This window comes from Yersinia vastinensis, from assembly GCF_044905075.1.
Lineage (GTDB): Bacteria > Pseudomonadota > Gammaproteobacteria > Enterobacterales > Enterobacteriaceae > Yersinia > Yersinia vastinensis.
Genome location: NZ_CP173260.1, coordinates 1,732,335 through 1,753,922, shown reverse-complemented (window position 1 = coordinate 1,753,922; position 21,588 = coordinate 1,732,335). Strand labels below are relative to the sequence as shown.

Sequence of the window (21,588 nt, the reverse complement as noted above, 5' to 3'; positions counted from 1 at the left end):
CCCCTACCCTTTATTGACAGCATATCTGCCCGCGGCGGTTAAATAGCCAAGCATAATTATCTGGCTGTGCCAAACTTTCTGCTTACTACTGGCTGTCTCGTAACAGACCGATTAGAATAACCCCGCTGTCGCCTATATTTATCTCTTGGTTGGCGATAAAACTTTTGAATTTAAAGATATGTGTCGCTCTGGCATTCACTCAGGGGCGTGTGCATCGTAAATCATCATCCGGGCAAAATAGAAAGTCATACTCGTGAATATAAACGTCGCAAATTTGTTAAACGGCAACTACATCTTGCTGTTATTCGTAGTTTTAGCGCTGGGATTATGCCTAGGAAAACTGCGGCTCGGCCCTATCCAATTAGGCAACGCCATCGGTGTGCTGGTGGTATCACTGTTGCTTGGACAACAGCATTTCACCATTAATACAGAAGCACTGAATCTGGGCTTTATGCTGTTTATTTTTTGTGTCGGCGTTGAAGCCGGTCCAAACTTTTTCTCCATTTTCTTCCGTGACGGCAAAAACTACCTGATGCTTGCTTTAGTCATGGTTGGCAGCGCCATGATTTTGGCCCTCGGTCTGGGCAAACTATTTGGCTGGGATATCGGTCTAACCGCCGGGATGCTCGCAGGCTCCATGACATCAACCCCGGTGTTGGTGGGGGCGGGTGATACTTTGCGCCATACCATCGCCAATAACCCAGCACTGCAACATGCTCAAGACAATCTGAGTTTGGGTTATGCCCTGACTTATCTTATCGGGCTGGTCAGCCTGATTTTAGGTGCGCGTTATCTGCCAAAACTTCAGCACCAAGACTTACCCACCAGCGCCCAGCAAATTGCTCGTGAGCGTGGTCTTGATACCGATAGCCAACGTAAAGTTTATTTACCCGTTATTCGCGCCTACCGGGTTGGCCCGGAATTAGTGGCTTGGGCTGATGGCAAAAACCTCCGTGAATTAGGGATCTATCGTCAAACGGGTTGCTATATAGAACGTATTCGCCGCAATGGCATTCTGGCAAACCCCGATGGTGATGCGGTACTGCAAGTGGGTGATGAAATCTCGCTGGTTGGTTATCCAGATGCCCACTCACGCCTTGATCCGAGCTTTCGCAATGGTAAAGAAGTCTTTGACCGTGACCTGTTGGACATGCGCATTGTGACCGAAGAAATTGTGGTCAAAAACAGTAATGCCGTCGGTAAAAGACTTAGCCATTTAAAACTGACTGACCACGGTTGCTTCCTTAACCGTGTGATCCGCAGCCAGATTGAAATGCCGATTGATGACAATGTGGTGTTGAATAAAGGCGATGTATTACAAGTCAGTGGTGACGCTCGCCGGGTAAAAAGTGTGGCGGAAAAAATCGGCTTCATCTCCATTCACAGCCAAGTTACCGACTTGCTGGCCTTCTGCGCATTTTTTATTTTGGGATTAATGATTGGCCTGATTACCTTCCAATTCAGTAATTTCAGTTTCGGTATTGGTAACGCGGCTGGCCTGCTCATGGCCGGCATCATGCTTGGATTTTTACGTGCTAATCACCCCACTTTTGGCTATATCCCGCAAGGGGCGCTTAATATGGTGAAAGAATTCGGGCTAATGGTCTTTATGGCGGGAGTCGGGCTAAGTGCGGGTGGCGGTATAAACAGCAGCTTGGGCGCTGTCGGTGGGCAAATGTTGATTTCCGGCCTGATAGTCAGCTTAGTGCCGGTGGTTATCTGCTTCATCTTTGGTGCTTATGTATTGCGCATGAACCGCGCCCTGCTTTTTGGCGCAATCATGGGCGCACGTACCTGTGCCCCGGCGATGGATATCATCAGCGACACCGCCCGCAGTAATATCCCAGCTCTGGGTTACGCAGGAACTTATGCCATCGCGAACGTACTGTTGACATTAGCAGGCTCGTTAATCGTGATTGTCTGGCCGGGCATATTGGGCTAACACATAACTAACACATAAAAAGGTGCATTTAGGGGAAAGCTAAACATTATTTTATACTTTTTTCATTTGACCAGAACTTTCTTACCAGGTTGGGGTCTGAATTAATGCCACTGCTTTTCTTTGATGTCCCCATATTGAGGAGCCCGATAGTCCCGCCTTCTTAGGTTCAAGACTAATCGGGTTTTTTCTTGTCTGAAATTCAAGCGCCCCCACTTTCCCTTTCCCTATTCGCTCTTAAGGCTTTCTTAAGGCAACATTATTACAGTACCCACATCATTACTTCTGCTTCAGGTTATTTCGTGAAGACCAACAAATCCACCGCCCAATCTGACGTAGTGACGTCGATATTAAATAATACCTCAACGGCACCAATAATTAGGACAAACTCCCTTTACTCATTGCCGTTATCCTTTTATTTTTGGCAGGTTTTTGGTCTGTTGATCAGTGGATTGCTGTTTCTCTGGCTTTCCCGCAATGAGCAGTTGGATTGGCTTATTAGCAATTACTGGTTTGATCCGGTTGGTCAGAATTTTCCATGGGAGAATAATGTCTGGCTCGATTTGCTGAATCACCGGTTACTGAAGCAGGCCATTATCAGCGCGGCTATTGTCACATTGCTATGGGGAATTTATCGTCGCAATGGGCGTTTGATAACCACCATGTTGCTACTCGGTGTTGGCCCGTTAGTCGTCGGCATCTTAAAAGCCACCAGTGCACACTCTTGCCCTTGGGATTTAGTGGAATATGGCGGTAAATCTTTCAGTTATGTACTGATGGGAACAGCCCCGGTCGGTGCAGGCCCCGGTCATTGCTTCCCCGGTGGTCACGCATCTAGCGGTTTTGCAGTCATGGCATTGTTTTTCTTGTTTTACCCTGAGCGACCACGTCTGGCCACACTGTGTTGGTTTGTCGGTGTCGGTCTTGGCATGCTGATGGGGTTTGGTCAGATCATGCGAGGGGCACATTTTCTAACGCACAACCTGTGGGCTGGTTGGTGGGTATGGCTCAGTCAGTTAACAGGGTTTTGGATAATTAGCGGTTATTACAACCGTGATAAAGGTACAAAATGATAGAACAGATGAATTATTTTTTCTTTTCCATGATAAATGCAACCCCTGCATCCCCAGCATGGCTAATTTCTATGGCGACTTTTATCGCGCGTGACGTCATTATGATTATCCCCGTTTTATTGGTAGGACTTTGGTTGTGGGGGCCGAAAGAGACTATGGATATACAGCGTACTATGGTTACCAAAGCCGCCATTGCACTTGCATTCTCTATGCTCTCAGCCGCATGCATTGGCATGTTGATCCCTCATGACAGACCTTTTGTCGTCGGTTTCGGCTACAACTTCATGCCACACGCTCCGGACAGTTCTTTTCCCAGTGACCACGGCACCGCTATTTTTACCTTTGCCTTAGCTTTTGTTTTTTGGCACAAACTCTGGTCTGCCATCACGATGATGAGTGTGGCTATCGCAATTGCTTGGTCACGAGTTTATCTGGGTGTCCATTGGCCACTAGATATGGTCGGGGCCTTTTTACTCGGGATCGTCGGCTGCCTGTTCGCCCAGTTGGTGTGGAATTTATTCGGAGAAGCTATCTCAAATGGCATGAAACGCCTTTATCACATGAGCTTTTCCTTACCTATCAGCCGCGGGTGGGTCAGAAGCTAGCGTCCTCTCAAGTTATTTATTTTACATTGTCGGTCAACTAAAGGACCGGCAATGTCTTTTCTCATCGCTCGACAGACATTTAAAATAACTTAAAATCAATTAATTACATTTAAATCTGAATGTATGCTTGGCTCATTTTATCAAAATAAATGTTATTAAAATAACAAAATAAAATCTAAAACAGCTTAAATTGTGATAATTATCTTTGTTTTTCATTCAAAATGTTATTATTATAACAACAGAACTAACTTACAGATGAACAAAGGATAATAATCATGACGATCAATTACGCGACTTACATTGACCATACTCTACTGGCAATGGACGCCACTGAAGCACAAATTATTAAGCTATGTGACGAAGCAAAACAGCATCATTTTTATACTGTGTGCGTTAACTCGGGATACGTTCCATTGGCGGTACAGCAATTAGCGGGTAGCCCGGTAAAAGTCTGCTCAGTTATTGGTTTCCCTCTGGGGGCGGGGCTGACCGAAGCCAAAGCCTTTGAAGCACAGGCAGCTATCAAAGCCGGTGCGCAAGAGATTGATATGGTTATCAATGTTGGTTGGTTAAAAAGCGGTAAGATTGATGCTGTTAAAGCTGACATCAAGGCCGTGCGCGATAATTGCGCCTCCACACCGTTGAAGGTAATATTAGAAACTTGCTTGCTTAGCGACGAACAAATCGTGCAAGTTTGTGAAATATGTCGTGAACTTGACGTTGCCTTTGTTAAAACCTCAACAGGTTTTAGTACCGGTGGCGCTAAAGAAGAACATGTAAAATTGATGCGTGCCGCAGTAGGCCCAGTGATGGGGGTTAAGGCATCGGGTGCTGTTCGTGACCGAGCAACAGCTGAAACTATGATTAAGGCTGGGGCGACACGAATTGGTACCAGTTCTGGCGTGGCTATCGTTTCAGGCCAATCAGTGTCCGCATCAAGTTACTAAATTATTGTCAGCCCGGTGATTACCGGGCTGACTTATTGCTGTGTCTATTTTGCATTATTTTGTTTTGCAACCACGCATCAAAACTGCATTTCAAAAAATCGCTTATAATACATGGCGTTGAAAATAACTTGTCAGGGATAGCTTATGGAAACTCGCCGTGCTGAACGAATCAATAAACTAACTCAGGCCCTTAAGCGTTCCGACAAAATCCATCTAAAAGACGCAGCCAATTTGTTGCGTGTTTCTGAAATGACAATTCGGCGAGATCTCAGCGCCGAGCCTACTGCCGTTATTTTACTGGGCGGTTATGTGGTGATGGATCCCAAAAGCAATAACGCCAATAACTATTTTGTTTCGGATCAACAGGCCAAACAGGTGGAAGAAAAACGCCGAATCGGCCAACTGGCAGCCCGTCTTATTGCGGAAAATGATACGGTTTTTTTTGACTGCGGCACCACCATTCCTTCTATTATTGATGAAATAGACGAAGAACTGTCATTTACTGCCATTTGTTACTCCCTTAACACGTTCCTTTCACTACAAGATAAACCCAATTGCAAAGTTATCTTGTGCGGTGGTGAGTTCAAGCCCAATAACTATATTTTCACCCCGATTAGCCAGCACAATGAGCTGGACAATGTCTGCCCGAACAAGGCTTTTATCTCCGCTGCGGGTGTTTCTGTTGAGTATGGTGCCACCTGTTTCAACTTCGACGAACTACCATTGAAGCAGAAAGCCATAGCCAAATCCCAATATAAAATCCTGGTCGCTGACCACAGTAAATTTGGCAAGATGAAACCCGCCAGAATTGGTGATTTAACACTCTTTGATGAGTTAGTCACTGACCGACAACCGGACGATGAATTCAGTCAGTTCTTTTCACAGCACGGTATTATAACTCACCGTTAAGCTCGCCCCCTCCCCACTGACGACTCCCATTACTGATAGAGATGCGTGTTTTATGCGCATCTTACTTCACTACACGGATATATTGCCTATGATGCAGCCCTATGCCCGTTATGCAGTTAATCAAGCGTGTTAGCCTTGATTACATAGCAAAAATCTTAGCGCAGTAAATTATGAGTGGGTAATGTTAACCGCGCATTATCTAAAAACTGTATTATATTTAAGCAAGATAAGTCATAGCTAATAACCTTATATTAATTGAGGCCAAATGCCATTTGTAATCTATAAAAATTTTAAAACACAATTTCATTATGAAATTAGCTTTTCAGCGCAACCCGAACATAAAGTAAATTAATTTAACATTTTGTATTCTTTTAATGCATTCGAGTAAAAGAATAGCGTTATTTTATTGTCAGACAAATTACCAACAGCAAAAATTTATATGACAAATAAAGTATAAGCTGCCAATAATCACGCGCTGACTTATTTTTATTTCATAGCAAAACTTTCATTTTAGGTCTTATTTAACGGTTTCTACCCCTCTCCAACCTTAGTTTCATCAATAAGCAGACAAAAATAAAAAACAGATAGATATCAATAAGTTAAATTTAAATCATTATTCTATATTAATGATATTCATCAATAAATCAGTGAAAAAACTGATTTTCACTAGATTCATTCGTATGGTTAAAATATATTGCCCCGCAAGAAGTCGGGGGATAAAAAATGAATTGTTTATTTATTAATCACTATAGAGATGGATATTTTTATTATTTTTAGTGATGAATTATAAACATTCACATAACAATCAGCCATAAATTCGCAACAAGTGATAAAGAACGATTTTATTGAGCATTTGAGAGCAGGATCACGGTAGTTTTCACTACAAATCGCTATCTTGCCGCCAGCAAAAACTAGAGTTCTCATTAGAACAACAAAAATATCCGATAAAGCGAATTGACGCTCTTAATATCGGTTAAATTTTGCACTTTTACTTTTAGATATAATGCACGGCTACGGCACCAACGCAATAACCAGGGCACACATTTTAAACAAATCGTTTTGACTGAATTTTTCGCCTGATGATGTCGCCAAATAAGGCATTACAGGCACCTAACTTTCGGCTCTTAATTTTAAATTAACGTGTTCACTATGGAGATTTTTCATGGACACTACTCAAACAGGCACTATTGCCTCAACGGGAAAAGTTTCAACAAGCACATGGCGCAAAAGTGACACCATGTGGATGTTGGGTTTGTACGGCACAGCAATCGGGGCAGGTGTCTTGTTCCTGCCAATCAATGCGGGTATCGGCGGTCTTCTGCCGCTTATCGTTATGGCGATTATTGCCTTCCCGATGACTTTCTACGCACACCGTGGTCTATGTCGCTTTGTGCTGTCAGGGAAAAATCCTGGCGAAGACATCACTGAAGTGGTTGAAGAACATTTTGGTAAAGGCGCGGGCAAACTGATTACGCTGCTTTACTTCTTCGCTATCTACCCTATTTTGCTGGTCTACAGTGTGGCTATTACCAACACTGTTGATAGCTTCATCACGCACCAGATGCATCTCCCCTCTCCGCCGCGTGCCATTCTGTCGCTGATCTTGATTATCGGCTTGATGACAATCGTGCGTTTTGGTGAGCATGCCATTGTGAAAGCAATGAGTATTCTGGTCTTCCCGTTTGTTGCTGTATTGATGTTGTTGGCGGTCTACCTGATCCCTAACTGGTCAGGCGCAATATTCGAACATGTATCAATGGACGGCAACGGTACGGGCAGTGGCCTGTGGATGACATTGTGGCTAGTCATTCCAGTGATGGTGTTCTCATTCAACCACTCCCCAATCATCTCTGCTTTTGCGGTAGCAAAACGTGAAGAATACGGCGTTGATGCTGAGAAAAAATGCTCTCGCATTTTAGCCTTTGCTCACATCATGATGGTTGTTACGGTGATGTTCTTCGTATTCAGCTGCGTATTGAGCCTGTCTCCAGCCGATTTGGCTGAAGCAAAAAGCCAGAACATCTCTATTCTGTCTTACTTGGCTAACCACTTTAACACCCCAATGATTGCCTACATGGCGCCAGTGATTGCCTTTATCGCCATCACTAAATCTTTCCTGGGCCACTATCTGGGCGCCCGTGAAGGCTTTAACGGCATGATGATCAAGTCTCTGCGTAGCAAAGGCAAAACCATCAATCATGACAAACTAAACCGCATTACTGCGCTGTTCATGCTAGTAACAACCTGGATTGTTGCTACCTTAAACCCAAGTATTCTGGGCATGATTGAAACACTGGGTGGCCCAATCATCGCGATGCTGCTGTTCCTGATGCCAATGTATGCCATCCATAAAGTTCCAGCGATGCGTAAGTACAGCGGTCACATCAGCAACGTATTCGTGGTTATTATGGGCCTCATTGCTATCTCAGCAATCTTGTACAGCCTGTTCGGTTAATGATGCTGACGCTGGCCAACTTCCACGGCCAGCTTGTTATCGTCATCCGTTGTTGTCATTCGTTTCAAAAGCCGGTGCGTCCGCGCCGGCTTTCTACTCCACGGCAATGTAAGCATTTTAATAATATTACCCAATACGGGTATAACGCCTTTAACATGAAGGAGGCGAATATATGGTCAGCGTTTTTGACATTTTTAAGATTGGTATTGGTCCTTCCAGCTCCCATACCGTCGGCCCCATGAAGGCCGGGAAGTTGTTCACCGATGATTTAATCGCTTTAGGGCATCTTTCCGCTGTCACCCGAATCACTGTTGATGTTTATGGTTCTTTGTCCCTTACCGGTAAAGGTCACCATACCGATATTGCCATTATCATGGGGCTGGCAGGGAATCTGCCCGATACTGTTGATATTGATGCAATCCCCGGATTTATCCGCGATGTAGAATCGCGCGAGCGCCTGTTACTCGCCAATGGTGCTCATGAAGTTGATTTCCCTGCAAAGGGCGGAATGAATTTCCATGAAACCAACTTGCCGTTACATGAAAATGGCATGACCATCAGCGCACATGCAGGTGATGAGTGTATTTTCAGTAAAACTTACTACTCCATCGGCGGCGGGTTTATTGTCGATGAGGCGCATTTTGGCCAGCAAGATACCCATGCGGTTTCTGTGCCCTACCCATTCAATTCTGCCCGTGACTTACAAAAACACTGTAAAGATACTGGGTTGTCACTATCCGGTTTAGTGATGCAAAATGAGCTGGCTTTACACAGTAAAGCCGAGATAAGTGCTCACTTTGCGGCGATTTGGGATGTGATGCGTGCAGGTATTGAGCGCGGTATTAATACTGAGGGCCTCTTACCCGGCCCAATGAAAGTTCCTCGCCGTGCTGCGGCACTGCGCCGTATGTTGGTCACGACAGATAAACATAATGCCGATCCGATGATGGTGGTGGATTGGATCAATATGTACGCTTTGGCCGTTAACGAAGAAAATGCCGCAGGCGGGCGAGTCGTGACGGCACCAACAAATGGGGCTTGCGGTATTATCCCGGCTGTTTTGGCTTACTACGATAAATTCATTCGCCCAGTGAATGAGAATTCCTACAGTCGCTATTTCTTGGTGTCTGGGGTTATTGGTGCACTGTATAAAATGAATGCATCCATTTCTGGCGCAGAGGTGGGATGTCAGGGAGAAGTAGGGGTTGCCTGTTCAATGGCCGCAGCTGGACTGGCTGAATTAATGGGTGGCAGCCCTGCTCAGGTCTGCATTGCCGCTGAAATCGCCATGGAACATAACCTCGGCCTGACCTGCGATCCGGTGGCAGGGCAAGTTCAGGTTCCATGCATTGAACGAAATGCCATTTCTGCCGTACAAGCCGTCAACTCAGCCCGTATGGCGCTGCGCCGGACCAGTGAACCGAGTGTTTGTCTGGATAAAGTCATCGAAACCATGTATGAAACCGGCAAAGACATGAATTCAAAATACCGCGAGACGTCTCGTGGTGGCTTGGCAATCAAGATAGTGGCGTGTAACTAACTCTCTGCGGCTTCAACAATAAAGGGCGACAACTATGTCGCCCCTTTTTGAGTCATCAATGGGTAAAACTAACCTAATACTGCACCGAACCACTGACTGAGTTTCATCATCACGAAGTCCCAAATACGGCTAAAGAAGCCTCCCTCTTTGACTTCGTTCAATACCACCAGCGGGCGCTGATCAATCGTTTTGCCATTCAGCTGAAAATCGATGGTACCGACTACCTGATGTTTCGCCAATGGTGCGCGCAGTTCAGTTTGATCCAACTTATAACTGGCCTTCAGGTTTTTCATCTGCCCTTTGGGGATAGTGATCGCTGCGTCTTGCGCAACACCCAGCTCTGCTTGCCCCGTATCGCCAAACCAGACTTTCTGCGTTACGAAAGGCTTGGTGGCTTTAATGGGTACCACGGTTTCATAGAAACGAAATCCCCAAGTCAGGAGTTTCTCACTTTCACTGAAACGGACTCTATCGCTGGGAGCACCCAGCACGACGGAGATTAACCGCATCGGCCCGTCGGTTGCTGAAGCCACTAGATTGTGCCCTGCCCCAGACGTGAAACCGGTTTTCATCCCATCAACGTTGAGATTAGTGCTCCATAACAGACGGTTACGGTTAATTTGGCGAATCTTGTTGAAGGTGAATTCTTTCTCTTTGTGCAACGCATATTCTTCAGGCACATCGCGAATCAAGGCTTGCCCCAGCACGGCCATGTCACTCGCGGTACTGTACTGCCCCGGCGCATCAAGGCCATGAACAGTCATAAAATGGGTATTAGTCAAACCCAGCGCTTTGGCGTAATTATTCATCAAGCCAACAAAACTATCCTGACTCCCGGCAATATAATCGGCCAACGCGATGCTGGCATCGTTACCTGACTGAATCACAATGCCTTTGTTCAAATCAGATAATTTCACCTGATCGCCCGGTTTCAAAAACATCAGCGAAGAACCGCGCAACGCCGGGTTACCTGTAGCCCAGGCATCTTTCCCAACCGTCACTAAATCATCCGGATGCACTTTACCGGCTTTAATCGCCTGCCCAATCACATAGCTGGACATAATTTTCGTCAAGCTGGCCGGATCGAGACGCTGATCACTGTTACCCTCAGCCAGCACTTTGCCGCTGTTGTAATCCATCAACACATACGCTTTGGCATCTACCGCAGGAGGTGCCGGGTCATCAGCCGCATGGGCCGCAGGCAGTACCAAAAGCAATAATCCGGCACTGAAAGTAAACTTTTTTATCTTAAACGGGAGGGTAAATTTCATCATGAGATCGCCAGAGTATCCTTGCAAATAATCGGAAATATGTGGTGCCCACAGAACAAACCACAGTCCAATTAGCGAAAAAGTAACGTCTTTTCACTGATACTGAAATATTAGCTTAGTCATACTTCAGCACCTTTTCTAAATTTATCCCATTGCTGAGTCAATTGGGCGTAGTTTTACGTTTTGTTTTGTAAAGATGCACTTTTTCACCACCTAGTGATGGCCATACGGCTAACCATCTCCCTATCTAAACGTCTTTACGTTTAAGCACCTAAACATCTAAAAACAAACAAATATATTCCAAAAAGGAATATAAGAGGGTTATTTGTTCTTTTTAGTGCCTAAGCTGCCAGCGCTATTATCCCGCCATAGGTTGTTAATCGAACTCACTCTGTTAACTCATATTTTTGCTGGAGAAAATCATGGCTATCCCTCGCTCGGTGCTTGACCTTATCGGCCACACCCCTCTTCTGGAGCTGACTCGCTTTGATACCGGCCCGTGCCAACTGTTTGTCAAATTGGAAAATCAAAACCCAGGAGGTTCGATTAAAGACCGGGTCGCCCTCTCGATGATTGAACAAGCGGAACGAGATGGCCTGCTGCAATCTGGTGGCACCATTATTGAAGCGACTGCGGGCAATACCGGTCTTGGGCTAGCACTGGTTGCGGCACTCAAAGGCTATAAACTGGTCTTGGTGGTGCCGGATAAGATGAGCCAGGAGAAAATTTTCCATTTACGGGCATTAGGCGCGCAAGTGCTGCTAACCCGCTCAGATGTCGGTAAAGGTCACCCAGCTTATTATCAGGATTATGCTCTACGCCTGGCTCAAGAGACTCCCGGCGCTTTCTACATCGATCAATTCAATAATCCGGCAAACCCAGCGGCCCACCGGACATCCACTGGTCCAGAGCTATGGCAGCAGATGGGGGAAGATATTGACGCCATTGTGGTGGGCGTAGGCTCAAGCGGCACATTGAGTGGGCTAAGCCAATACTTTGCCGATATTTCACCCACGACAGAGTTTGTATTAGCTGACCCCGCGGGTTCTATTCTGGCTGATTATGTCGGCAGCTCACAGATTAATGATGCCGGAAGCTGGTTGGTTGAAGGTATTGGCGAGGATTTCATCCCACCGCTCAGTAATTTCTCTCAGGTGAAAAAAGCTTATCAAATTGATGATGCTGAGGCATTCAGCACCGCGAGAACTTTACTGCGTGAAGAAGGGGTGCTGGCAGGATCGTCAACCGGCACTTTGCTGGCTGCAGCATTACGCTATTGCCGTGAACAAACTACACCAAAACGGGTAGTGACCTTTGTCTGCGATAGCGGGAATAAATATCTGTCGAAAATGTTCAACGATTACTGGCTACTGGAACAGGGATTATTAAGCAAACCTCAGCATGGAGATTTGCGCGATTACATCACTTATAGCCATCAAGATGGGGCGACCGTCTCGGTCACACCAGAAGACACTCTGGCCATCGCCCATGCCCGAATGCGCCTCTATGACATCTCACAGTTACCGGTATTAGACGGTGAAAAAGTCGTTGGGCTGATTGATGAGTGGGATCTGCTGAATGCAGTTCAAGCCGATGCCGACCACTTTAAATTACCGGTCAGTACCGCGATGACACGTCAGGTTAACACGCTGCAAAAAGAGGCGGATTACCACTCGCTCCTGACCACCTTCAATGATGGGCATGTCGCGGTAGTGCTTGATGGCAACCGTTTCCTTGGTCTGATTACTCGTACCGATGTCCTGAATACCTGGCGTCAAAAGCTGGCTTAATCTTCTCTTATTAAGGATTTTTACTATGGCAAAGTTCGACACATTAACCGTCCACGCCGGTTATACCCCTGACAGCACGGGTGCGGTGATGCCCGCCATTTATGCGACATCGACTTTTGCGCAACCCGCCCCCGGCGAACACACCGGATATGAATATTCTCGTAGTGGTAATCCCACGCGAACTGCGCTGGAACAAGCTATTGCAGAATTGGAGGGTGGCACGCGAGGTTACGCTTTCGCCTCAGGGCTGGCTGCGTGTTCAACTGTTCTGGAACTACTGGATCAAGGCAGTCATATCATTGCCGTTGATGACTTATATGGTGGGACTTATCGCCTACTGGAGAAAGTCCGCAGCCGCACCGCGGGTTTGCGGGTAACCTATGTTTCTCCAGCGGATACAGCAGCACTGGAGCAAGCCATTTTACCTGATACCAAAATGATCTGGGTGGAGACCCCAACCAATCCATTATTAAAACTGGCGGATTTGGCCGCCATTGCTGCAATTGCCCAAAAACATCGCCTGATCAGTGTCGCGGATAATACCTTTGCCTCACCATACATTCAGCGCCCGCTAGAGTTGGGCTTTGATATTGTGGTGCATTCAGCCACCAAATACCTTAATGGTCATTCTGATGTGGTTGCAGGTGTTGCTGCGGTAGGAAATAACCCTGAACTGGCAGAACAATTGGGCTTTTTACACAATGCCGTGGGAGGCATTCTAGACCCCTTCAGTAGCTTCCTGACCTTGCGCGGCTTACGCACGCTGGCTTTACGAATGGCGCGACACAATCAGAGTGCTCAACGCATCGCTGAGTGGCTTGAACAACAACCACAAGTGGAAAATGTGTATTATCCGGGATTGAAAAGTCACCCACAACATGCGCTGGCCACCAAACAGATGGCCGGTTTTGGTGGCATGATTTCAGTCCGGTTGAAAGGCGATGATACCTTTGCTCGTGCAGTGATTAAGCGCTCACATCTGTTTACGCTGGCTGAAAGTCTGGGTGGTGTCGAGAGCTTAATCAGCCAGCCCTACAGTATGACGCATGCTTCAATTCCATTAGAAACTCGACTCAAACACGGCATTACTCCGCAGTTACTGCGCTTATCTATTGGCATTGAAGATACAGAAGATTTGATTACCGATTTGGCACAGGCATTAAACAGCTAATTTTCAATCGGGTAGGAGAGCGCACTCCTACCCAAAAACCACGGTAATGCACACAACACCGTCCGTTGCCAAACATGTCCGCCCTCTTCGAAAACTAATTTTCCCCTTGATTGTTGTGTTTCAGAATCTGCCAATATACGTAAGAAATGGCCCGTATCTCGGAACTCATCGAGAGACGCCACATACAGCGCTCGAATAGGCGTGGGGGTAAATCAATAATATAAGGTGAGAACCTTAGCGCCGATGGGCCAGTGACCTGACCCACTTATCCCCCAAACTTTGGACACCCTGAACAAGAATCACCAATATGATTAACGTCGCGACCATCACTTCATTATTAAATCGCTGATAACCATAACGAATCGCCAAATCACCCAAACCGCCACCACCAATGACTCCCGCCATTGACGAGAACCCCACCAGCATGACGACAGTTAAGGTTATCCCGGCTAACAGCGCCGGTAACGCCTCTGGTAATAAAACTTTTTGGATCACATGCCGCGCCGATCCGCCCATGGATAGAATGGCCTCAATACGCCCTTTATCCACTTCATCCAGCGCGGCTTCAACCACACGGGCAAAAAAGGGAATCGCCCCCAACGTGATGGGGACAATGGCGGCGGTGCTGCCTAATGTCGTGCCGATAATCCATCGCGTAATAGGAATTAATGCAATGAGTAACACCACAAACGGCATCGATCGTCCTAAATTGACGATGGCACCTATCAAGGTATTTAGCCGGGGCGCTGGCAACACGCCATTAGGGCGCGAGACAAATAATAAAACGCCCAAGGGTAAACCAATCAATACAGTGAAAAAGGTAGCAATGACCACCATGTATAGGGTTTCCCCCGTTGCATTGGCCACCAGTGCTAGCAGATCCTGCCAACTCATTGTGTTGTTCATATCAGTTCAGCCCTCACACCCCGTTCATTAAGAAATTGCAGGACTTCCGTCAAGTTCAACCCGCCGTCTGGGTGGCTGAAATCAACTTGCAAGCGCCCTACCCGCTGACCGCCAATCGATTCCACGCCACCACCAAGCAAAGTCACCCCCACAGCATGTTGCTGAGCCAATTCACTGAGGACTGGCGAAGCCGATAGCGTATCGAAAAAAGTCAGTTCTGCCACTGGCAAACCAGAGACTGACACCGGGCCACGTGCCGGTAGTAATGAGCGCCCTAAACGGGAGTGAGGCGATGCCAACAAATCTGCGATGACACCGGTTTCAGCCACCCGCCCACGCTCAAGTAACGCTGCGTTATCGCAGATGGATTTCACCACATCCAACTCATGGGTGATCAGCACAATGGTTAACCCCAACTGGCGGTTAATATCACTGAGCAGCGCCAGTATCGAGGCGGTAGTTTCTGGATCCAGCGCACTGGTCGCTTCATCGGATAACAAATAAGAGGGTTTGGCCGCCAACGCTCTGGCAATGCCGACTCGCTGCTTTTGCCCACCGGATAATTGCGAAGGGAAGGCGCGAGCTTTGTCACTCAACCCCACTAGGTCTAATAACTCAGCCACTCGTTTTTGCCGCTGTGCTTTCGGCATGCCAATAATTTCTAAGCCAACAGCGACGTTATCCCATACGTTACGTGAATGAAGTAAGTGGAAATTCTGGAAAATCATACCGATATTCTGTCGCTGCAAACGCAATTGGCTATCAGACAATGCGGTTAGCTCACGGCCATCAACCTGAATACGGCCCGAAGTGGGCCGTTCCAGTAGATTAAGGCAACGGATCAAGGTGCTTTTCCCTGCCCCACTACGGCCAATAATACCGAACACCGAGCCGGTCGGGATCTCAAGTGAGACCTCCTCCAAGGCCACCATCGGTAGCCCTCCTTGTGGATAGGTTTTACTCAGGCGTTCGATGCTAATCATGATTTAATGCCTGCCACTGGAATGACCGAGCCGGCGTACTTATCCGTGATAAATTTTGCCACTTCCGGAGATTGCAAATCTTTTGCCAATTGTTTGATTCGCGGATCATTGGCCAACGATGGCGTAGTCACCAAAATATTGGCGTATGGATTTCCTGCCGCCTTCTCCAACCCCAATGCATCTTTTGCCGGATTCAAACCTGCTTCCAGTGCATAGTTGCCATTAATTACAGCTAAATCAACATCATCGAGTGAGCGTGGAATCTGCGGTGATTCAATTTCCAGAATTTTTAACTGCTTCGGATTACTGGCGATATCTTTGGGTGTTGCCTGGTTTTTCGCCGGATCGGTAAAGCCCGGTTTCAAGGTAATCAGCCCCTGATCTTGCAATAAATAGAGTGCACGGCTGAGGTTAGTGACGTTATTGGGCACCGCTACGGTGCCATTTTCTGGTACATCCGCAAAAGTTTTATGTTTATGGGAATAGACCCCAAGTGGCTCAATATGCACCGTCGCGGCAACAGCAAATTTTTGTCCTAGCGCTTGCTCTTGAGAGTGCAGATAAGGGACATGCTGAAAGTAGTTGGCGTCCACATCACCGTGCGCTAACAATTCATTAGAGTTCACCCCATTTGGGATCTCTATGACTTTCAGATTTAACGACGGATCCAGTTTTTGGATAAATTGCAGAATTTCTGCATGAGGAACCGGATCAGCGGCAACCCGCAGTGCTTCAGCAGCCTGCGCTGATAATGTCAATGTTGATACCAATGCAGTCAGTAGTGCAGTACGTACCCAGCCGGAAACAGGTGTTTTAGTCATCATCATCATCCCAACAATAAATTTTTTATCATTAATTAACCTAAGGTCATTAGGTTAGTGTTAAGAACCAAGGGTTTCAGGGTAATAGCGCGCGGCAACATCTGGATGCGAGCGCAAACGCCCTTTGAGATAATTAAACCCGACGTCACGAAACAGTGGATTTTGTGGGTCACTGGCAGGCCCACGAGCTTGTGCCGCCAACGATGCAGGCAACTGATATAGCGGCACCACCGCATCGAGACGCGCCCCAAGGAAAAAAGCGATAGACAAACGGTCCGTCCCTGCGGGTGGGGTTTCTACGCGGTGGACTGTGGCGCGCAAATAGCCGTCACTGGCCAATTCCAATAACTCGCCAATATTGACAACAAAAGTCCCTTCTTGCGGAACAGCATCAATCCAATGCCCCTCTTCGACTTCAACCTGTAAACCGCGTTGTTGGTCTTGCAATAAGAAACTGAGGAAACCCGAGTCTTTATGCGCGCCAACACCTTGCCCACTTTGAGTGGTTTCTCGCCCTGGATAACGAATAAGTTTGATGTGTTCATTCGGCTTGTCGCCATACAACTCGTCAAAGGCGTTTTCATCCAAGTCCAAAGCCAAAGCGAAAGCGCGTAATAGCCGCAGTGCCATACCGGTCATCTCTCTCTGCCATTGCAGTAATGCGGGCTTTAACGCAGGCAACGCCTCAGGCCACTGGTTTGGCCCTTGTAGTCGCGCCCAACTTGGGGTGCTTGAGTTGTGGGGTAATGGGGTTCGTTCAGCACCAATATCAAACTGTTCGCGCCAATCGGGTTGGCCACGAGTGAGTTCAGATGCCGCACGGTTGTAGCCGCGGAAATGGGGGGAGTGCACCATCGCCACCGCCAATTTTTCTTCATCTGGCAACGCAAAGAATTCACGTGAGAGGGTTTGAATTTGCTGTAATAACGCGGGGTCAATTCCATGCCCGGTAAGATAAAAGAATCCAATATCTCGAGCGGCATGGCGTAGAGCCGTTAAAAATTCCTGACGTTCAGTTTCGCTGCCGTTGAGTAATGAAATATCCAATAACGGTAATGCGTTAGTGGCTGCCGTACTCGTTGCTGATTGATTAACAAATAGTGGATTGCTTAAGGGTTGGTGGCTCATTTTTGACTCCAGAATGTTCAGTTGGCTGCTTTTTTTGCTCAGAACCAATGAAAACTGGACAACCATACAAACGAATAATCAGCATAACTAGCTCCTGAGCTGTGGCGGTAAAAAGTCATTTTAAGAGCGTTTCAGACTAGATATTTAACAATCTATACCCAAACGATATAAAACAATTAACACCGAATTTTATCGACGCACCAATATCAATCCGTTCTATGTTATTTCTTTCATCATTATCCGCATTAACATCGGCTCGTTCACAATGTTGTCTTAATGATTCACTAACCTGCTTAACTTCCCTATTTAGGGAGAAAGTATTAGGTTAATCATTGATGCTCGTTATTCCGGTGAGGAATTTACTGATGTCCAGCACAAGCACTGTTAGGTTTCACTTCATTCGATTTATCAACCCAGAGGTGGCTTAATGGATTTGGCCCTGTTTGATCTTGATGAAACGCTGATCAGCGATGACAGCTCTGGCCTATGGTTGCGCTGGCTGGTTAATGAGGGGCTTGCTCCCGTAGAGCTGGCAGAACAAGAACAATATTTAATGAAACAGTATTATCAGGGGAGCCTGTCAATGTCCTGTTATATGGAATCGACCTTGTCGCCCTTGGTGGGGAAGCACCAATTGGAAGTAGCGGGTTGGGTTGAGCGTTTTATTGAGCGCGATATCCTGCCCCGTATTTATCCTCAAGCCAGAAAATTACTGAGCTGGCACCGTGATCGTGGCGATTATATTGTGATTATTTCAGCCACAGGTGAGCATTTAGTCACCCCCATTGCACGGCATTTTTCCGCCAATGCAGCACTGTCTATCGGCGTGGAAGTGGAAAACAGCCGTTACACGGGTAAGACCTATGGCACCCTGACGTATCGCGAAGGTAAAGTCGAGCGGCTGAAACAGTGGCTTGCAGAGTCGCCCCAATTAGCTTTCCAACGCACTTATGGTTACAGCGATTCAATCAATGACAAACCGTTGCTGGAATATGTCGATCGCGCCACCGTCATCAATCCGGGAACAGAATTGGTGGACTTAGCCATTTTACATGACTGGGAAATTCATCATTGGCAACGGCGCTAAATTAACTCAAGGGGATTTATATGCTGAAGGTGTGGGGTCGGAATAATTCGACCAATGTCAAAAAAGTGTTGTGGTGTCTGGAAGAGTTGGGCCTTAGCTATGAGCGTACGGATGCTGGCGGTCAATATAGCGACCTTAGCTCACCAGAGTACCGCGCATTGAACCCAAATGGTCTGATTCCCTGCCTGCAAGATGATAACTTCATTCTGTGGGAGTCCAATACCATTGTGCGCTATCTGGCGGCGCAATATGGGGAAAATGCCCTTTACTTAGCAGATGCGCAGGTACGTGCCAGCGCAGAGAAATGGATGGATTGGGCGTCGACCAGTGTCGTGGAGCCGTTTAAAGCCGTGTTTATTGGATTAGTACGCACGGCACCAGAACGACAAGATAAAGCAAAAATCGCTCAAGGCATTAAGCAGCTCAATACCTTAATGGCAATTGCGGATGCAGCCCTTAGCCAACAGAATTTTCTTTCTGGTGATAAGTTCGGGATTGGCGATATTCCGTTGGGATGTCTGGCTTATGCTTGGTTTAATCTGGCTATCGAGCGCCCAGAATTACCCCATTTACAGCGCTGGTATTATGACCTGACCCAAAGAGCAGCATTCAAGAAAGTCATTGATATTGGCCTGAGCTAATCAAGAAAACAGGGGTCAACTAATATAGCTAACCCCTGACATTTCAAGGAAAAACCCCATTCCCGATGAGCTGACTCAAGTCAGTGATTCGGGTGAGTAAGCGCAGCTAACACCCCTGCGGCGCCAAGGACAAAACCCATCCCCGACGTCATTGGTGTTGCAGGAAGGCAGCCAGCGAACACATCCCGATGAGCTGACTCAAGTCAGTGATTCGGGTGAGTAAGCGCAGCTAACACCCCTGCGGCGCCAAGGACAAAGGGGATTTAGAAATCATAGCTCGCCCCAACCATATAACGACGCCCATCCAGAACTTTATCGTTAACTTCAATATCCACACGTTTATCTAACACGTTGTAGACGCCGCCCATGAGACGGAACTCTTTTGTCAGTCGGTAGTTTGCCCCGATATCAACAAATGTATAAGACGGGGTTTGGGTGCCCATGCTGGTACGGTCAAGATATTCCGAGGTTTTGCCGCGATAGTTAGCCCGAATCCAGGTGGCCAGTTCTTCACTGGCTTGCCAGTTCAGTGTGCCGTTCAACATATGCTTTGGCATCTGGTTCAATGGCTGGCCAGAGAACTGCCCACTCTTCTGTTCAGATTGAGTGAAGGTGTAGTTGGAGGTCAGGGACCACTCTTTATTGATATCCCAGCCGAAAGTTGCTTCCACGCCGCGGGTCATGGCTTTATCGACGTTGGTGCGATCACTGATAAACTTATACGGTGTACCGTTGATCATGCACTGACCAGACGCGTTACCGGTAGTATCTGTACAACGACGAACTTCGGTGATTTTATCTTTAAAATCAGTATTAAATAGTGTTACGCCCGCATTCATACCTTCCTGATCATCCCAGAGAATGCCAATTTCTTGGCTAAGGCTTCTTTCTGGTTTCAGGTTAGCATTACCGACAATGATTGCCGGATCACCACGGCCACCACCGGTGATTTGCCCCCAGTTTTCAGTTGCCTGACGTAAATCAGGTGAACGATAACCGCCGGAGACACCACCTTTTAATGTCCATTGCTCTGCCAGATGCCAAACGCCGTATAAACGCGGTGTCCAGTGAGTGCCATAGTTTTCATCCTGATCCATACGGATACCGCCGGTCAGGGCAAAATCATTGGTCATCTGCCATTCATCTTCGGCAAACAAGGCCCAACTCCAGCGTGTTAATTTAGTCAAATCACTGGCGGAGGCAAGTTGATTGCCCTCATCATATAATTCCTCGTAGCGATATTGGCCGCCCAGAATTAATGTGTGGCTATCAAATAAGAATGAGGTTTGGCTATTAAAGACATTATCGACGCTTTTCATTTCACGCGATGGGTTACGAGTTTCGTCACGCTGAACATAGCTGGTTGAATTACCGAAATCATAATAACCGTGATGAGTCACAGCATAATTATTGCGGTCATATTGCACATCACTGCTTTTACCGTTTAATGCCACTGAACGTCCGGCAGTTGAATTTCGGTCTTGCACATAATGGCCAATATCAAAATCAAATTCGTTCTTATCATCGGGGGTCAGAGTAAATGTCGCCGCACCATTTCTTAAGCGCTGTTCATTATAACCATCGACAATTCTATCTTCACTACGATGAGAAAGTAGGCCGCTGACTTTTAATCCCAGTAAACCGTCAATTAATGGGCCAGAGGCATAAGCATTGGTCTGATAAATATCACCAGATTTAGAATCTTCCTGCAATGTGGCATCAGCACGCACCGTACCGTGCCACTCTTTACCCACTTTACGGGTAATAACGTTAATCACCCCGCCCATCGCATCTGAGCCGTATAAAGAGGACATTGGGCCACGGACGACTTCAATGCGTTCAATCGCTGCTAGTGGTGGCAACCAGCCCTGTTCGATACCGGAACCATCGCTGTTTGGTCGTGTACCACGAGTATCAACGCGTTTGCCATCCACCAGAATCAGCGTGTATTTCGCCGCCATACCACGGATGCTGATATCACTGTGGCTCCCACCACCAGTGACTACTACACCCGGAACATCTTTCAGCGCATCGGTAATATCACGATATGCTTTATTCTCAATTTGTTCGCGAGTCACAACAGAAATAGACGCCGCTGAATCTTGAATACGTTGTTGGAAGCCCGACGCAGTTACTACCATGGTGTCTGTTGTCGTGGTATTGGTTTCAGCTGCATATGCCTGAGATGAAACAATTGTCGCTATCACCCATGCCGCAGCATTAGTTTTCCTAAAACTCTTATTGGCCTTCGCCATTGTACGTTCTCCATGAGATATAATTTACTCAGAGCCTTTCCATCAGGTTCTTTTTGCCTGTGGCGAT

Annotated in this window: 17 protein-coding genes; 11 read left to right on the top strand and 6 right to left on the bottom strand. The window is 47.0% G+C overall.

Annotated elements, in window-relative coordinates:
• The first annotated feature begins 253 nt into the window (after positions 1–253).
• The 7 genes from ACIOG0_RS08155 (at position 254) to ACIOG0_RS08125 (ending at position 9,468) form a co-directional block, all read left to right on the top strand.
• Complete coding sequence (locus tag ACIOG0_RS08155) at positions 254–1,942, top strand: aspartate:alanine antiporter (protein WP_050077825.1); 1,689 nt, start codon at positions 254–256, stop codon at positions 1,940–1,942.
• Positions 1,943–2,340: 398 nt separating this feature from the next.
• On the top strand, positions 2,341–3,012 hold the full coding sequence (locus tag ACIOG0_RS08150) for a phosphatase PAP2 family protein (protein WP_050295312.1): 672 nt from the start codon (positions 2,341–2,343) through the stop codon (positions 3,010–3,012).
• Complete coding sequence (ybjG, locus tag ACIOG0_RS08145; RefSeq protein WP_164908311.1) at positions 3,012–3,617, top strand: undecaprenyl-diphosphate phosphatase; 606 nt, start codon at positions 3,012–3,014, stop codon at positions 3,615–3,617. Before ACIOG0_RS08150 ends, ybjG begins: the two co-directional genes overlap by 1 nt.
• A gap of 275 nt (positions 3,618–3,892) precedes the next feature.
• Positions 3,893–4,564 (top strand): deoxyribose-phosphate aldolase, encoded by a 672-nt coding sequence (gene deoC, locus ACIOG0_RS08140; protein ID WP_050097073.1) that lies wholly within the window; start codon positions 3,893–3,895, stop codon positions 4,562–4,564.
• A gap of 144 nt (positions 4,565–4,708) precedes the next feature.
• On the top strand, positions 4,709–5,473 hold the full coding sequence (gene deoR, locus ACIOG0_RS08135; RefSeq protein ID WP_050097072.1) for a DNA-binding transcriptional repressor DeoR: 765 nt from the start codon (positions 4,709–4,711) through the stop codon (positions 5,471–5,473).
• Between the two features lie 1,162 nt (positions 5,474–6,635).
• A complete protein-coding gene (locus ACIOG0_RS08130) occupies positions 6,636–7,928 on the top strand; it encodes an HAAAP family serine/threonine permease (RefSeq protein WP_050097071.1) in 1,293 nt (430 codons plus the stop codon).
• Between the two features lie 172 nt (positions 7,929–8,100).
• The gene (locus ACIOG0_RS08125; RefSeq protein ID WP_050097070.1) at positions 8,101–9,468 is read left to right on the top strand and encodes an L-serine ammonia-lyase; all 1,368 of its coding nucleotides are present in this window, start codon (positions 8,101–8,103) and stop codon (positions 9,466–9,468) included.
• A 68-nt stretch (positions 9,469–9,536) separates the two neighbouring features.
• Here ACIOG0_RS08125 and ACIOG0_RS08120 read toward each other — a convergent pair whose 3' ends face one another.
• On the bottom strand, positions 9,537–10,742 hold the full coding sequence (locus tag ACIOG0_RS08120; RefSeq protein WP_050097069.1) for a serine hydrolase: 1,206 nt from the start codon (positions 10,740–10,742) through the stop codon (positions 9,537–9,539).
• 419 nt (positions 10,743–11,161) lie between these two features.
• Between ACIOG0_RS08120 and ACIOG0_RS08115 the strand changes: the two genes are divergently transcribed.
• Both ACIOG0_RS08115 and ACIOG0_RS08110 read left to right on the top strand, forming a co-directional pair.
• Entirely contained in the window at positions 11,162–12,529 is a 1,368-nt protein-coding gene (locus ACIOG0_RS08115) for a cystathionine beta-synthase (RefSeq protein ID WP_050097068.1), read from the top strand.
• 25 nt (positions 12,530–12,554) lie between these two features.
• On the top strand, positions 12,555–13,700 hold the full coding sequence (locus ACIOG0_RS08110) for a PLP-dependent aspartate aminotransferase family protein (protein WP_050097067.1): 1,146 nt from the start codon (positions 12,555–12,557) through the stop codon (positions 13,698–13,700).
• 234 nt (positions 13,701–13,934) lie between these two features.
• Here the strand turns inward: ACIOG0_RS08110 and ACIOG0_RS08105 are convergent, their stop codons facing one another.
• Genes ACIOG0_RS08105 through ACIOG0_RS08090 form a run of 4 tightly spaced genes read right to left on the bottom strand, consistent with a single transcriptional unit; the run spans position 13,935 to position 17,538 of the window.
• Positions 13,935–14,606: a methionine ABC transporter permease gene (locus ACIOG0_RS08105; RefSeq protein ID WP_050097066.1), complete on the bottom strand. Its 672-nt coding sequence runs from the start codon at positions 14,604–14,606 to the stop codon at positions 13,935–13,937.
• Entirely contained in the window at positions 14,603–15,589 is a 987-nt protein-coding gene (locus tag ACIOG0_RS08100) for a methionine ABC transporter ATP-binding protein (RefSeq protein ID WP_050139758.1), read from the bottom strand. The genes ACIOG0_RS08105 and ACIOG0_RS08100 overlap by 4 nt, the downstream gene beginning before the upstream one ends.
• Entirely contained in the window at positions 15,586–16,410 is an 825-nt protein-coding gene (locus tag ACIOG0_RS08095) for a MetQ/NlpA family ABC transporter substrate-binding protein (protein WP_050097734.1), read from the bottom strand. Before ACIOG0_RS08095 ends, ACIOG0_RS08100 begins: the two co-directional genes overlap by 4 nt.
• Positions 16,411–16,470: 60 nt before the next feature.
• Positions 16,471–17,538, bottom strand: a complete 1,068-nt coding sequence (locus ACIOG0_RS08090) for an isopenicillin N synthase family oxygenase (protein WP_050097733.1) — start codon at positions 17,536–17,538, stop codon at positions 16,471–16,473.
• A 427-nt stretch (positions 17,539–17,965) separates the two neighbouring features.
• On the opposite strand from ACIOG0_RS08090, the gene ACIOG0_RS08085 reads away from it, so the two are divergent.
• Together ACIOG0_RS08085 and ACIOG0_RS08080 are read left to right on the top strand one after the other, a co-directional pair.
• The gene (locus ACIOG0_RS08085; RefSeq protein ID WP_050139759.1) at positions 17,966–18,625 is read left to right on the top strand and encodes an HAD family phosphatase; all 660 of its coding nucleotides are present in this window, start codon (positions 17,966–17,968) and stop codon (positions 18,623–18,625) included.
• 20 nt (positions 18,626–18,645) lie between these two features.
• Positions 18,646–19,266 carry a glutathione S-transferase family protein gene (locus ACIOG0_RS08080; protein ID WP_050097063.1) on the top strand — a complete coding sequence of 207 codons (621 nt, stop codon included), beginning with the start codon at positions 18,646–18,648 and terminating at the stop codon, positions 19,264–19,266.
• A 263-nt stretch (positions 19,267–19,529) separates the two neighbouring features.
• Here the strand turns inward: ACIOG0_RS08080 and ACIOG0_RS08075 are convergent, their stop codons facing one another.
• Positions 19,530–21,521 (bottom strand): ligand-gated channel protein, encoded by a 1,992-nt coding sequence (locus tag ACIOG0_RS08075; RefSeq protein WP_050097062.1) that lies wholly within the window; start codon positions 21,519–21,521, stop codon positions 19,530–19,532.
• Between the last annotated feature and the right edge of the window lie 67 nt (positions 21,522–21,588).